General features: G+C 42.7%; 11 protein-coding genes. 3 read left to right on the top strand and 8 right to left on the bottom strand.

What is annotated here, in order from left to right; translation table 11 throughout:
* Nucleotides 1–92: 92 nt before the first annotated feature.
* Genes A8F95_RS08120 through A8F95_RS08105 form a run of 4 tightly spaced genes read right to left on the bottom strand, consistent with a single transcriptional unit; the run spans nt 93 to nt 5,187 of the window.
* On the bottom strand, nt 93–1,454 hold the full coding sequence (locus A8F95_RS08120) for a glutamine synthetase family protein (protein ID WP_065410064.1): 1,362 nt from the start codon (nt 1,452–1,454) through the stop codon (nt 93–95).
* Complete coding sequence (locus tag A8F95_RS08115; protein WP_065410063.1) at nt 1,454–2,641, bottom strand: M20 metallopeptidase family protein; 1,188 nt, start codon at nt 2,639–2,641, stop codon at nt 1,454–1,456. The genes A8F95_RS08120 and A8F95_RS08115 overlap by 1 nt, the downstream gene beginning before the upstream one ends.
* Nucleotides 2,638–4,011, bottom strand: a complete 1,374-nt coding sequence (locus A8F95_RS08110; RefSeq protein ID WP_065410062.1) for an APC family permease — start codon at nt 4,009–4,011, stop codon at nt 2,638–2,640. The genes A8F95_RS08115 and A8F95_RS08110 overlap by 4 nt, the downstream gene beginning before the upstream one ends.
* Before the next feature lie 18 nt (nt 4,012–4,029).
* Nucleotides 4,030–5,187, bottom strand: a complete 1,158-nt coding sequence (locus A8F95_RS08105) for an amidohydrolase family protein (protein WP_065410061.1) — start codon at nt 5,185–5,187, stop codon at nt 4,030–4,032.
* A gap of 275 nt (nt 5,188–5,462) precedes the next feature.
* On the opposite strand from A8F95_RS08105, the gene A8F95_RS08100 reads away from it, so the two are divergent.
* Both A8F95_RS08100 and A8F95_RS08095 read left to right on the top strand, forming a co-directional pair.
* On the top strand, nt 5,463–7,226 hold the full coding sequence (locus A8F95_RS08100; protein ID WP_077247276.1) for a sigma 54-interacting transcriptional regulator: 1,764 nt from the start codon (nt 5,463–5,465) through the stop codon (nt 7,224–7,226).
* An 11-nt stretch (nt 7,227–7,237) separates the two neighbouring features.
* Nucleotides 7,238–8,569 carry an aspartate aminotransferase family protein gene (locus A8F95_RS08095; protein ID WP_065410060.1) on the top strand — a complete coding sequence of 444 codons (1,332 nt, stop codon included), beginning with the start codon at nt 7,238–7,240 and terminating at the stop codon, nt 8,567–8,569.
* Between the two features lie 49 nt (nt 8,570–8,618).
* On the opposite strand, the gene phnX is transcribed toward A8F95_RS08095, so the two are convergent.
* From phnX to A8F95_RS08080, 3 genes are all read right to left on the bottom strand, one after another.
* Entirely contained in the window at nt 8,619–9,449 is an 831-nt protein-coding gene (gene phnX / locus A8F95_RS08090) for a phosphonoacetaldehyde hydrolase (RefSeq protein WP_281181754.1), read from the bottom strand.
* A gap of 32 nt (nt 9,450–9,481) precedes the next feature.
* Nucleotides 9,482–10,819: an MFS transporter gene (locus tag A8F95_RS08085; protein ID WP_065410059.1), complete on the bottom strand. Its 1,338-nt coding sequence runs from the start codon at nt 10,817–10,819 to the stop codon at nt 9,482–9,484.
* 91 nt (nt 10,820–10,910) lie between these two features.
* On the bottom strand, nt 10,911–12,119 hold the full coding sequence (locus A8F95_RS08080; RefSeq protein ID WP_065410058.1) for an iron-containing alcohol dehydrogenase: 1,209 nt from the start codon (nt 12,117–12,119) through the stop codon (nt 10,911–10,913).
* A 209-nt stretch (nt 12,120–12,328) separates the two neighbouring features.
* Here A8F95_RS08080 and A8F95_RS08075 point away from each other — a divergent pair, with 209 nt between their 5' ends.
* Nucleotides 12,329–13,792 (top strand): sigma-54 interaction domain-containing protein, encoded by a 1,464-nt coding sequence (locus A8F95_RS08075; RefSeq protein ID WP_065410057.1) that lies wholly within the window; start codon nt 12,329–12,331, stop codon nt 13,790–13,792.
* A gap of 3 nt (nt 13,793–13,795) precedes the next feature.
* Here A8F95_RS08075 and A8F95_RS08070 read toward each other — a convergent pair whose 3' ends face one another.
* Nucleotides 13,796–14,512, bottom strand: coding sequence for a sulfite exporter TauE/SafE family protein (locus tag A8F95_RS08070; RefSeq protein ID WP_245671207.1), 717 nt, complete (start codon nt 14,510–14,512; stop codon nt 13,796–13,798).
* Nucleotides 14,513–14,553 lie beyond the last annotated feature (41 nt).

Here is a 14,553-nt window from a genome sequence, read left to right as displayed (position 1 = left end):
GCTATACCCTAACAGATTAATTGTTAAACAAAGGAGTATTTGGAAAAGAAAAAGCCTGCCTCCAATTGGAGACAAGCGACAGGCGTTTTTTGTTAATACAGGACAGCATATTGACTTCTTTCCCATTCATCTATGCGATAAAAATGTTTGTTCCATTCCTCTCTTTTTACCTTAATGAACTCCTGCCAAATCGGACGGCCGATGCTGTCTGCTAAAATCGTATCTTTCGCCAATGAGTCCATCGCTTCTTGAAGATTACGCGGGACCCACTCGATGCCCATTGCTTCCAGCTCGTTGTTACTCAAATTGCCAGCATCCACCTCAAGCGGCTCACCTGGGTCAATCCGTTTTCTAATGCCATGAAGACCGGCTGCAATTAAAGCAGCTGACAACAAATACGGATTACAGGTGCCGTCTGCCCCTCTAAACTCAAACCTTCTTTCCCGTCTCTTTTCCGGTACACGAACGAGCACAGAACGATTGCCTGAACCATAGCAAATATGAGCAGGTGCCCAAGAACCTGGTACCATCCGCTTATAAGAATTCATCGTTGGAGCGCCAATCGCTACAATGGAACGGCCGTGATGCAAAATTCCTCCGATGAAATAATAGGCGTTCTCAGACAGCTCTAATCCTTTTTCGTCATTCAAATCTTTGAATAAATTGTTATCTTCATTGTACAAGCTCATATGAACATGCAAGCCGCTTCCTGCAAAATCGTTAAATGGCTTTGGCGCAAGCGTGCCGATCATCCCCATGTCTCTCGCCAGATGTTTAAATAACTGTTTAAATGTAATTTGGTCTTCGGTTGCTTTTAAGCAATGGTCGTACTTTAAATTGATCTCTAACTGTCCTGGACCGTATTCACTAGAGATCTGTTCCGTTTCCACTCCCATTTTGCCGATCGTTTCAACGAATTTCTGAACGAATTCCTCTTGAATATCTACTCCATCCGATGAGAAACAAGTACTGTTATCTGCCGGAACGAGTCTGCCTTCTTCTTCTTTTAATAAGTAGGCCTCTTGCTCGTATGCCATAAATATCTTTCCGCCAAGAAGGGCCTCTGCCTCATGAAGAAGTCTTTTTAATGCCCCACGTGGACACCCTTCCCACGGGTTGCCGTTTTCATCCACTAAGTCACAGAACATTCTCGCTGTCTGCTTTCTATGCGGCAAAATAGCAAATGTCTCTGGGTCTGGCATGGCAAAGAAATCACCGCCATTTGCACCATACACTGGATCAGGTACATAGGTGTCAAACATCGTGAAGTCCATGATCGCCGTACTGAAGTTCACTCCTTTTTCTAGAGCGCTTTTTAGAGAATCCTTTCGAATCGTTCTCCCTCTCGTCACACCCGTATAATCTAAAAATTCAATACGGATAAATTCAATGTGCTGCTCTTCCACCATTTGCAGCACCTGTTCTTTTGTTAATCTTTGTTGAGTAGCGACCATTATTGTTCTCTCCTGTCCTGTAAAAGTGATAAAGCAAAGTTGACGTATAACTCAATTCCCGTTCTTAAGATAGAATCATCGAATTGAAATTTTGGATGATGCAAGTCATAAACAGGCTGATTTTCTTTTTGAATGCCAAGCCGGAAATAAATGCTCGGCACTTTCGCCGAGAAATATCCGAAATCATCAGCCCCCATAGAAGGCTCTTTTAAAGAAATAACCCGCTCTGCTCCAAGTAAACGAGAAGCCATTTCTTCAAACTGATTTGTCATTTGTTCATCATTCACGATTGGCGGATGACCAAGAGTATAATCTACTTCTATTTGTGCTTCCCATTGAACCTCAGCTGCTCGGCAAACTTTTAAAATTTCTTGGTAGATTTCTCCTCTTAAACTATTATTCACAGCCCGGGCCGTTCCTTCAAGCACCACTGTTGAGGCTACAATATTGCTCGCTTCGCCGCCGTTGATTTTACCAATATGAATAATAACCGGTTCACCTGGATTAAACCGCTTAACTGTAAGACTTTGAAAAGCTTGAATCATAGAGGCAGCAATCGCAATAGCGTCTATTGCCTGGTGAGGACGGGCACTATGTCCCCCTTTGCCAGTAATCGTAATTTTAAAATCGTCACAGGATGCTGTCATGCCTCCGTATTTAATGCCGACTGTTCCCAAAGGAAGGTGCGGCCATAAATGCAAGCCTGTCATTGCCTCTATCTCTGGATTACTTAATGCTCCTTGTTCAATTAAGGCTTTGGCTGCTCCGTCAGCCTCTTCCCCCGGCTGAAAGATACAGCGGACGGTACCAGAAAGCTGTTCTTTTATCTGATTTAATTCGTACACTGCTCCGAGTAAAATCGCTGTGTGGCCATCATGCCCGCAAGCATGCATGACATGATTATATTGAGAGCGGTACGGTAAATCTGTCTGTTCATGGATAGGCAAAGCATCAATATCTGCTCTTAAACCAATGGCTCGTCCACCTTCTTTTCCAACAATGTCTACGATTACGCCGGTTTCACCAATGGATTGATAAGGAATTCCCCAGTTTTGAAGAATCGATTTAATGTACTCGGCCGTTTTATATTCTTGAAACGATAATTCTGGATGCTGATGCAGGTGCCGTCGTATTTGAATAACTTCTTCTACCTGATCACTTTTCACTTTTATCAATGAATGGCTCATGCTGACCTCCCCCGTTTTGATGATGATTGAAACAGCTTTTTATTGAATATTCTGAACGCTAGGTATAATGCTGCCAGCCAAATAAATCCCCGAACAAGCGTCATCATAGAGCCGATAAATGTTCCATACAACACAATGGCAATTCCGACAAATCCTAAAATCGGGAATAAAGGATACAAAGGTTGTTTCCACGGTAAGTTAGCAATCTCTTCTTTATGATTCTTGCGGTACAAGACACCTGAAATTAAAGCGAGTGTCCAAGAAACAAGCCAAGCTAGAACCATTTGGTTTGTTAATTCTACATAGATAAAATCAGGGTTAAATTGACCGATTAATACGAGAAGAACTGTCATTGCCCAGATCGTCATAATCGCATAAACAGGTGTATGTGTTTTCGGATGAATATAACCTAAAAAGCTTGGCAAAAGTCCTTCTCTCGCTTGCTGATAGAAAATCCGTGAAGCAGCATAAAGTGTCCCCATTAAAATACAAGTAGCCGCTGCGATCCATGCCGCGATATTCATAATAAAAGCACCGGCAACACCAAATACTTTTCCGGCCGCAACCGTAAATGGTGAACTATCCATCGTTACTTCATTTGATGGAATAATCCCTTGTAAAACAAAATGAGCAAGCGTATATAAAATTAAAAACGTAACACTTGACCAAATTAAGCCTCTTGGCAAATCTCTTTGCGGATTTATACATTCGGCACCAGCTGTAGCTAGTGTAACGGCTCCTAAGTAAGCATAAGTACCGAGCGGAACGGCTCCCCAGAATCCTTCTGCCCCGTGCGGGAACATTGGCGTGTAGTTTGCAAAATCAATATCTTTTAAGCCGATCAAAGCAAATAACATCATGACGCCTGTTAAAATTAATACAAGATATAATTGGAAACGCGCAGTCGTAGCTGCTCCGAGCATGTTAACCAAAGCAAACAATGTCAGGAAAAAGATCGTAAAAACGGCAGGCCACCAGCTTGCTTCTAATTGCGGGAAAAACCACATGGTGATTTTCCCTAATGCCAACCCAACGCTGCCACCTGCAATAATCCAGCCGATTGCGAAGGTGATCCCTGCTAGAAAGCCCCATGATTTTCCCATGAATCTCTCTACCCAAAGAGACATGGCTCCTGCATTCGGCATGCCCACCGCCATTTCCGTTAACGCGATTACAAGAAAAAATTGAGAAATCCCCGCAATCAAATAGGCTAAAATCGAGCTTGGTCCTGCCATAGCAATCCCTTGTCCCATAAGCAGGAAAATTCCGTCACCGATTACCGCCCCAACGCCAAGGGCCCATATATGCCAGAATGTTAAGGTACGTTCCGGCTGTAAATCAAGGACCGGCTGCTTTTTAAAATCTCCCATATCCATCCCCCCTGGAAATTAAAGTTTTACTTTATAAATATTTTCAAAGTTTTTGTACAAGATCATTTCTCCGATATAACGGGCCTGACCAGCATCCATATAGTCTTTTTCGACCCAGTCATTCAGCACTCTTTCAAAACACTCTTTAAAGAGCTTAACGCCAAGCCAATTCATTTCTGGCACCGTGAAAGCATCTGATCCGTACATCACTTTATCGAACGGGGCTAATTCTAATACCTGCGAAATAATTCGCTCTACACCATGACCTGTAAACGGATTTTGCAAGGAAATATCCATGTACACATTCGGAAGAATACTCACGATGAACGCCGCTTCTTCCATCCAAGGATAACCACCGTGAACTAAATGAACTTTCGTATCCTTATATTCTGATTTTCTAAACGTATCCAGCAGGAATCCTGGGCTAGCTTTTGACAACACGACTTCTCCATCGCCAATGCCCGTGTGAATGTGCATAAATTTATCTGCACTTGTACACTCTTCCATAGCGATGTGGAAACAATAATCACGCATTGCTTTTGCCGGAGCTTTGTCATTCAGTAAAAATTCCTTGTAAGCGGCCTCAGCTGCCTGTTCATCTTTTTCACCAATCTCCAGCCCGCTGCGGTAAGCGATAATCGTTTTTAAACCTACTACTCCTTCTTTTTGTAGAGCCTGCCGTAAATTATCACGATACTTGCCAATAAACTCACTAAACGGAAGATTTTGTTTGCCAAGCTCCACCATGACTGGTTCAATTCGATGAATTTCCCATATTCGCGCTCCGCTCATTTGTTGAAAGTCATTGCGATCAATCGGTGGTTGGGGATAACCAAAATCCATAATGAGCCCCTCTAAATTCACGTCTGTAAATAATTCTTTCGTGTAATTAGAAAATTTTTTTGCTTTTTTGTTTCTTGCTTCTACAATTGAAGTCAAATCTTGCTCACAATTTAAATATTTGGCCATATGGCGGAACAAGATTTGAATCCACATGTTTGTGCCTGGATACGGCTGAAATTTTTCAACATCTTCTATATTGGTAAACATTTCAGGAATAACCGACAAAGATAGTTTTCTAAGAAAGTCAACAGGGCTTTCTGGTTCATTTTGTTCTCTAAATGGATGGGCATGGACATCGACTACTTTTATGCCGTCGAGAGTAACCTTTTGCATATTGAATCCTCCTGGTATAAAAATTTTTTACATTTTCTATAAAAGCAAGATCTATGCCAAGTTTGAAAGCGCTATAAAACTGCGTTTTTCTTAGGAAAAATCGAAAAAATATTTTCAAAGACAAATTTTTTACGAAAAATACTTTTACAAAATTTTTAATTTATTAAATAGTTTGTTTTTTACTTTAAATTTTGTATAGTAATATTTATTCAACAAGTAAACTATCTCTCTAAAACTTTACGAATCGAAAAAATTTTTTCTACGGGTGGTGCTTTATGGATAAAACACCTTCAGCTATCCAGCTTACTGATTTTTGGTCCAGCGCATTTGAAGGAATTATCATGACAGATAAAGCAGGCCGTATTTTGTCATTGAATCGTGTAGCTCGCGGCTTCTTTGCGGAAACAGCTTCAGATGACTTGATCGGTTCTTCTGTCACTGACTTTATTTTTTCTAGTGATCTTGAAAAATGCTTTGCCAACGAACAAAACATGCGCAATATTTCTTTATCTATCGGCACAAATCAACTGCTTGCCAATGTACGATTTATGGAAAATGATTCTGCGTTGCTTGTCATGAAAAATGTAACCCAACTTCATCAGTTAACGTTTCAATTAAACCAGATGAAAAAGCAGTTTAGACTCTTTGATGCGATCTTAGATCATATCGATGAAGGAATTTGTGTGATTGATAACGAGAAAAAAGTTGTATTTTATAATCGAAAACTTGGAGAGTTGGAAACACTTGAGCCAAACGCTGTGAGAGGACAATATTACCTAGATGTATTTAAAGAAGCAGATAAACATTCAGATCCTTTATTAAACTCTCTATTAACTGAAAGAAGGCTGACAAATAGGGAAACCTTTTTTTCTAATCAAGGAAAAGAATATTCCGTTGTCATCAAAAGCGAACCAATGCATCTTGGGAATGAAAAAATTGGTGCACTCGCTATCGTAAGAGATTTATCGGAAATAAAAAAACTAACCTCTACTATTCAAAATTTGCAGCTTGCCGAAAAAAAACCGGCTGTTCCACAAAAGAAAAAACAAAACAACACACGATTTACATTCCATGACATTGTTTTCGCAAGCAGCTTGATGCGTCAAACGATTAATAAAGCGATACGTGCTTCTCGTTCGTCATCTAATATTCTTGTATATGGTGAAACTGGTACAGGAAAGGAACTAATTGTTCAAAGTATTCATAATGAAAGCCCGCGAAAGAATGCTCCTTTTTTTGCACAAAATTGCGCGGCGATTCCCGAAAATTTGCTCGAAAGTATGCTTTTTGGGACGGTCTCGGGGACCTTTACAGGTGCAGTAGATCGACCAGGGTTATTTGAACAGGCAAATGGAGGCACGATTCTGCTTGATGAAATTAATTCAATGGGGCTCAGTCTTCAGGCAAAACTGCTCCGAGCGATCCAAGAGAAAAAAATTATGCGTCTCGGATCAACAAAGGAAAAAAGTGTAGATGTCCGGGTTATCGCGACGATGAATGAAACACCTGAAGAGGCTATCAGGAATAAGCATTTGCGTGAGGATTTATTTTATCGCCTCGGGGTTGTGACCATCCATGTGCCTCCCTTAAGGGCAAGAAGGGAAGACATTTCCTTACTCATTGAGCACTTTATCCGCAAGCATGCTGACCTTCTTGATATTGAAGTAGAGGGAATAACCGAGGAAGCAAAGGAAACACTGCTGAGTTTCCATTATCCCGGCAATGTTCGCCAGCTAGAACACATTATTGAAGGCGCTTTAAATTTAATGGTAGATGAGAATGTTATTACGACCGAATTCTTGCCACTGGCTCTTAAACTTGATGGTTCAGAGGGAGCAAATTTTTCAGCCATTGAAGAAATAACACCGACTTTTTCAGATACTCTTCCTGCCCAAGTTGAACGCTTAGAACGAAAGTTGATTATTAAAGCCCTTGAAGAAACGAGTTACCACATTACAAATGCTGCTGAAAAGCTTGGAATTTCTCGTCAAAATTTAAACTATAAAATAAAGAAATTAACTATACCGATTCATAAATAGGGGGAATATCAATGAAAGAAAAATCTGTGCTCATTCAAGACCAGGAGTTCATTTCGAATGCCTTAAAGTTACGATTTCATCCGATTACGGTGACAGAAGGCAAAGGCTGTTATTTGTTTGATGAGAACGGCCGCTCCTTCCTTGATTTAACGGCCGGCTGGGCTGTCGCTAATATCGGCTATGGGCAAGAATCAGTCGCTGAAAAATTGAAAGAACAATATATAAAGCTTTCCTTTACTACACAGCTCAGCGCACCGAGTCAAACTATGACAGAGCTGGCTGAAAAATTGATTGAGATGACACCGGGAGATTTCTCGAAGAAAGTATGGTTTGGGCATTCAGGCTCCGACGCTAACGATCTGATCAGCAAGCTCGTCCCTGCAGCAAGCGGAAGGCCGAAAATGATTGCTTTTATGGGGGCTTATCATGGTCAAACGATGGGAGCGCTTTCCTTATCCGGCCATTCTGCTCAGGCAAAATTTGAGGGAAAAGGAAATGTCATTAAGCTCCCTTATCCAAATCCTTACCGGCCTTTTAGCGGGATTAGCGAACATTTAACTGAACAGACTATCCATTTTATGAATGAGGTGTTTTCGACCATTTGTCCACCTGAAGAAACAGCCGGAATCATCGTTGAAGCCATTCAAAGTGACGGTGGGGTCATACTGCCTCCTGATGACTTTCTTGCCGCCTTAAGACAGATTTGTGATCAACACGGGATCTACCTTATTGTAGATGAAGTCAAGGTAGGAATGGGACGCACAGGAAAATGGTTCTCATTTGAACACTCTCCTATCATTCCTGATGCTGTTGTTCTCGGCAAATCACTCGGAGGCGGCCTCCCTATCAGTGCGGTCATCGGGCGCCAGGAAATACTCGATTCGGTAACGGCCGGCCACATGTTTACAGCGAGCGGCAATCCTCTCTGTACTGCGGCAGCCATTGAAACTATCCGCATTATTGAAGAAAAAGACTTGATTAGCCAAGCAGAGAAAAATGGACAGTATTTTTTAGAGGGATTACGTTCCTTACAAAAAAAATACCCATTTATAGGGGAAGTTCGCGGAAAAGGATTGGTCCTTGGAGTGGAAATCGTGACAGACAGACTAGAAAAGAAGCCCGATCCTGTAAAAACGTCCGCTATTTGTTACCGGGCGTACGAATTAGGTTTGCTCATTTATTATGTAGGTATTCACGGGAATGTGCTGGAAATTACCCCGCCGCTCACAATTAGCCGTGAAGAGATTACAGAGGCACTGCATCTGCTGGACCAAACCCTCCAAGATGTAGCAGCAGGTCATGTGGACTGGGAACAAGTAAAACAATTCTCCGGATGGGCTTAAAATGAAAGAGTGGAATCCGCCGATAGATTCCACTCTTTTATAGAGTGAACTAAAAACCCCTCAATAAAGACGGCTCATCATTAGCTAGCCGTCTATTGATTTTTGGGAGCAGTTCATCTAATTCGCCAATACTCTCAATCACATAATGAGCTCCGGCTTCTGTAAATGTTTCAGCTACTGCCTTCATTTTTTCTGCTAGCAAGGCAGGGTCCATCGTTTGAACTTCTTCTTTTGTTAATCCTAATTCACTGCTTCCTTTGATCACACCTACACTCCAGGCACCAGCGTTAAGTCCTTCCTTAATGTCGCTGACAGTGTCTCCTACTTTCACCATCCGGTTCATTGGATAGACCTCTAAGTTGATCGCATTTTGGTAGAACATCCAAGGGAACGGCCGGCCTGCAGGCACTTGGCTAGAGGTAACGAGCGAATCCGGAGCATAACCTTTCTTTTTTGCTTCTTGTTTAACGATCGCGATCATTTCAGACGTATAACCAGTTGTTGAGCCGATTTTAATCCCAGCATTTCTTAACCGTTCAACTAATTCAACAGCCCCGGGAATCGGGTTAGAGTAAGCAGGAAGAATTGAGAAGAGCATCGGTTCAAAATCAGCATACAGCGCATTAATGTCCCTCTCTTCTGGTTCTCTGCCATACATATCTCTCCATAAGCGGCTGATCCGGGGCATGCTGCACATTTCGCGAATATGCTCAAGCTTTTGTAAGCCCATCGGTTCTCTTGCTTCCTCATCTAATACGTTAATCCCTCTTTTTTTAAAGATCGCCTTAAAAACCTCTAAGGGGGCCAGACAGCCATAATCAACCATCGTTCCTGCCCAATCAAAAATCACAGCTTCAACCCGGTGAGTACAGCGATTCAAGGGGATCATCTCCTTTAGGCCAAAAGAGCCCATTATATTCCGGTTGATTCTATACTTTCACGCTCTTCACTCGTTCCTTTTTGAAGGGGGTCCGCCTGGCGAATATTAATCCAGCGAACGGAAAGAGCGCTGACAATTCCAGCGAAAGCTACGTAAATAGCAAGCAAGAGCGGGCTTCCGTTATGATAGTTAAGCAAGGTGGTAGCAATGATTGGCGTCAGGCCGCTAGCGAATATTCCGGAAAACTGATACACAAACGACATGCCTGTGTACCTTACCTTCGCTTCAAACAATTCAGCAAATAAGGCGGCTTCCGGCCCGTAAACAGCGGCATACAGAATGCCAAAAGGAATAATAATAGACAACCAAATAGTCGTTATGCTGCCTCCGCTTTGAGACATGAGCCAAAAGGCTGGCAAAGCAGAAAAACCAGTCACAAGGCTGCCAATCCAATAGGTTCGGGTTCTGCCGATTCGGTCCGAAATATGCCCAAAGAGCGGTATAAAGAAACACATAACGAAGGCGGCAAGCGACACTCCCAATAAGGCATCTGTCCTCGAAATTTGCAGAGTGCTCGTTAAATAGGTAATAGAAAACACTCCCATGACGTTAAAGAATACTCCATCAATGTATCTCGCACCTATACCAGCAAGAACATTGCTCGTATTGTTGTGCCACATCTCTTTAATCGGCATTTTTGATTCTTCTTTTGTTTCCTTCACTTCTGTAAATTCTGGTGACTCCGATACATTTAAGCGAATCCACATACCTAGAAATATTAGAGCCGCACTCAGTCCGAAAGCGAGGCGCCAGCCCCATGCCATAAATTGGCCGTCTGATAGAGTAAAAGACAGGAGACCGACAACACCAGAAGCTAGCAGCAATCCAATGGAGAGACCGATTTGCGGAAAGCTCGCATAAAATCCTTTCCTGGCGTCAGGAGCGTGTTCGTAGGCCATCAACACCGCACCGCCCCACTCTCCGCCTAAGCCAATTCCCTGCATGATTCGTAATAAGAGCAGACAGACAGGCGCCCATATACCGATTTGATCATATGTGGGAATAAAAGCGATGAGCACGGTACTGCCGCCCATGATGGACAGCGTAAGAACCAGCATGCTTTTCCGGCCGATTTTATCGCCAAAATGTCCAAAGATAATGCCGCCAACCGGACGAGCCACGAAACCGACCGCAAACGTTACGTAAGCCAATAAAGTAGAGACAAACGGATCATCCGCCGGGAAGTATAAATGATTAAAAACAATCCCTGCCACGACTCCGTATAAGAAGAAGTCATACCACTCAATCGTTGAACCTATCAAACTAGCACCAACAACGCGCCTCAACATTTTTCCTTCTGATTTGTTCATTGTTTTCCCACCTCACTTTTAGTATCCAATAACGTCACAGCCGGCTTCTATCCTACAGCTGATGTCTAAGGAAGCGCTTGCAATTTGTTCCCTAATTATTTAACAGCGTCTGCACGTTTTTCGCTTTATTTACTTCTTCCACTCTTTCCGCCAGACTGCGGTAAATACGCTCGATGTCCTGTTCGGCTGGAATTTTTCGGTTTGTCGCAATTCCATTTCCCGATAGCGCATCTGCTACAAGCGACGGAATGGCTTTGATCAATTGCTCCGGCTCGATATATTTGCTCGCATCCTTCCAAATGTCAAACTGCTCATTGTAATGTTCAATCATTGCAATCGATTGCTCAGCCAGCTGCTCAGTCGTTAACGTCGAGTCTGCCCCGAGCGCAAGCGCCACATCTGCATAGCGTTCTTTACAAGCATCTAAGCCGAATCTCATTACAAAAGGGAGCAATAACGCTACACTTAAGCCATGCGGAATATGAAATTGAGCACCAAGCGGCCTTCCTGCTGCATGAGCCAGATTAGTAGAAGCGTTTGAAAAGGCAAGACCGGCATAACAGCTAGCTAAAATCATGTCCCGTCGTGAATCGCTGTCTTTTCCATTCTCATATACTTTAGGAAGAGCAACACCAATGTCGCGGATCGCTTCAAGTGCAAATAGGTCCGTCATCTGCGAAGCCCGAGTCGATACATAGCCTTCAATGGCATGGGTCAAAGCATCTAGTCCCGTATAAACCGTGAAGCTAGGCGGCAGGCTAAAGGTGAGTTCCGGGTCGAGCACCGCTGCATCCGGGACCAGGTCAGGATGACTTGGATTCATTTTGACATTCGTGTCCGGATCGGTAATGACCATTATTTTTGTCGCTTCCGACCCTGTACCTGCTGTCGTGGGAACAGCGATTAAAGGCAGGCGCTTTAGCTGCTGCTGTTGAGAAATCTCACTCCACTGCATATTTTGATTTTCTCCAAAAACAGCGACCGCTTTGGCTAAATCAATAGCGCTTCCTCCGCCAATCGCCACGACGCAATCTGCATGGAAAGCCCGAAGCTGTTGAACTGCGACCCGAACATTCTCCGTTGTTGGTTCACCTGAATAGCCGCTGAAAAATAAGCAGGAAAATCCTCTTTTTACCAGAATATCCGCGACCCTTTCATGTAAACTCACAGGCGGATTCGCTAAAAAAGAATCCATGATCACAAATACCTTGCTTCCTCCTTTTGCTGCCACTAATTCGTCTAAACGCTCTAGTGCTCCGTTTTCAATTACAATGTGTCTTGGCAAATCAAGTACTGGCATATCAATCGCTCCTTTTTCTAATGAGTGAACAGTCCCCTTTTACTTGCTTGTTGAACCAAAAGGGTTGTTTTACTATTACTCAATACAAGAATCATGCCAGTGTCTTAATATTGACAACAATCAGAATATTTGTTAAATATTTTGATGAAGTGGTAGCATTTTAACACCAAAGTGGTAATAAAATGACTGCATGAAGGGAGTGTGCAAAGATGGATACACTAATAGATAAGTTAACGGATCAAACCACAAGACTCAAGAAGCTAAATGAACAATTACGAACGATCATTAATTTTTCTTCTGATGGACTTTACGTAGTCGATCACCAAGGTATCACATTAGAAATCAATAAGGCTTACGAAGAAATGACAGGCATTTCACGTGAAGAGGTAGTCGGAAAAAACATTAAAGATTTAGTTCTTGGAGAATATTTCGACCGTTCTGCCGCTTACATGGCTTTGCAGACAAAACAAGTCACTACCATTATACAAAAAATTAAAAATCAAAAGTATTTTGTTGTGACCGCAACACCGGTATTTAACAATGAAACTGGCAAAGAGCGGCAAGTAAAAATGGTCGTCACAAGCGTCCGCGACCTCACTTATTTAAACCATCTGCAAAATCAATTAAGAAAAGCAGAGCAGTATACAGAACCGCCTAGCCGTCCTCTGACAAGCACCGAAGACTCCCTTATTATTTTTAAAAGCCCACAGATGAAGAGCTTAGTAGAGCAGGCACAAAGAATTGCCGCTTTTCCTACACCAGTGCTTATTACGGGGCCATCCGGAACAGGCAAGGAAGTGCTGGCGAACTATATCCATCAGCACAGTCCCCAAAAAGATCAGCCTTTTGTGAAAGTGAACTGTGCCGCTATCCCTCCCGAGCTATTTGAATCAGAACTATTCGGATTTAACGGCGGCTCTTTTACTGGTGCCAGAAAAGAAGGAAAACCCGGTCTATTCGAACAGGCCGATAAAGGGACAATTTTATTAGATGAAATCGGCGAGCTTCCCTTACCTATGCAGGCTAAGCTGCTCCGTGTTCTTCAAGACCAAGCCGTTACCCGGATCGGAGACGTAAAGCCAAGGCGCCTCTCTTTTCGTCTCATCTGCGCGACCAATCAAGATTTGCAAGAGCTTGTCTATAAGAAGCAATTCCGCGAGGACTTATGGTACCGCATTAATGTCGTTCACCTGCCGATACAGCCGCTCTCAGAACGGACGGCAGACATCCCGCCATTAATTGACTATTATTTCAAAAAGCTTTGTAAAAACTATTATTTAGACAAACACATAGCGCCTGACACTTTATCTATTTTAACGCACTACCCTTGGCCGGGAAACATTCGGGAACTGAAAAATGTCATCGAATTTCTCGTCGTATCTGCCCCTTCATCTTCTATTACGCCGCACGACCTGCCTGGACATATGAAAGACCTTAATAGATGGGGATCTGCTTCGATTGTCAGCGAGAAAGAAAGCAGCCATTCAACAGAAATTGCACAGCCAAGCCTAAAAGAAGCCCTTGCTTTATTTGAGTCACAGAAAATAACAGAAGCTCTTCACTCTTCTAAAAGCATTCGTTCTGCCGCGAAATTACTCGGAATTGACCACGCCAATTTGCTCCGCAGAATGAAACGGCTTGGCATTGTACACCCGCCTAAAGATCCGGCATAACGATCACCAGCTATCGATAAGCAAATAGACACCTGTAAATAATAGGAGTCCATATAAAAAAAGGCGAAATAGCTGTTGATTAATTCGTAAAAATAATAAATTCCCTAAGAACAAGCCAGCTAAAACAATAGGCAAAGCCGCCGCACTTGAGAGCCAAATCGTTTTCGAAGTACCGGCAAATAATATCTGAACGAGCAGGCTCGCCGAATAAATGAACAAGTAATAAGCAAGTGTTGTCGCTCGCAGCTTCTCTTTACCCGTATCAATTCCTGAAAAGTATAAAAGTATAGGCGGCCCCGGCATGCCTATACTCGTCGTCAGCATGCCTGAAAAGCCGCCAGCTGCTACATCTCTTGCTTTTGTTGGGCGAATCCGGAATTTACATATTAACAAAAGGGTTAACAATAAAATAATGATACTAACGCTAACCTTTAGCTTGCCGATGTCTGCCAACAGGAAAAGGACCATTCCGACAGGCAGTCCAGCTGCGCTTCCGATGATAAACCTTTTCATTAAACGATAATCTGTGTCTTGCCATATTTTACGAATGAGCATACAAGAAATGAACAGGGAAAGAATTAAATTAATTTGAATGGCTTCCTTTGGCTCAAACAGCAGCAGCAGAAAAGGCGTTGCCATAATTGAAAATCCAAATCCCGTGCTTGTTTGCAAAATAGAAGCAAGTAAAACAATTACAATAAAAGAAAGAATCGTTTCCAATTATGCTACACCTCCCGCTAACTGATTTTGTAAACAATAAA

The organism is Pseudobacillus wudalianchiensis (assembly GCF_001685015.1).
In the GTDB taxonomy this organism is placed as follows: Bacteria; Bacillota; Bacilli; order Bacillales; family Domibacillaceae; genus Pseudobacillus; species Pseudobacillus wudalianchiensis.
This window is presented reverse-complemented; position numbering and strand designations above follow the sequence as displayed.

Excerpts from the sequence above, each read along its gene's own strand:
- A8F95_RS08105 (WP_065410061.1), bottom strand. The coding sequence starts at position 5,187 with ATGCAAAAGGTTACTCTCGACGGCATAAAAGTAGTCGATGTCCATGCC.
- A8F95_RS08100 (WP_077247276.1), top strand. The coding sequence starts at position 5,463 with ATGGATAAAACACCTTCAGCTATCCAGCTTACTGATTTTTGGTCCAGC.
- A8F95_RS08075 (WP_065410057.1), top strand. The coding sequence starts at position 12,329 with ATGGATACACTAATAGATAAGTTAACGGATCAAACCACAAGACTCAAG.
- A8F95_RS08080 (WP_065410058.1), bottom strand. The coding sequence starts at position 12,119 with ATGCCAGTACTTGATTTGCCAAGACACATTGTAATTGAAAACGGAGCA.
- A8F95_RS08110 (WP_065410062.1), bottom strand. The coding sequence starts at position 4,011 with ATGGGAGATTTTAAAAAGCAGCCGGTCCTTGATTTACAGCCGGAACGT.
- A8F95_RS08120 (WP_065410064.1), bottom strand. The coding sequence starts at position 1,454 with ATGGTCGCTACTCAACAAAGATTAACAAAAGAACAGGTGCTGCAAATG.
- A8F95_RS08115 (WP_065410063.1), bottom strand. The coding sequence starts at position 2,641 with ATGAGCCATTCATTGATAAAAGTGAAAAGTGATCAGGTAGAAGAAGTT.
- A8F95_RS08085 (WP_065410059.1), bottom strand. The coding sequence starts at position 10,819 with ATGAACAAATCAGAAGGAAAAATGTTGAGGCGCGTTGTTGGTGCTAGT.
- A8F95_RS08095 (WP_065410060.1), top strand. The coding sequence starts at position 7,238 with ATGAAAGAAAAATCTGTGCTCATTCAAGACCAGGAGTTCATTTCGAAT.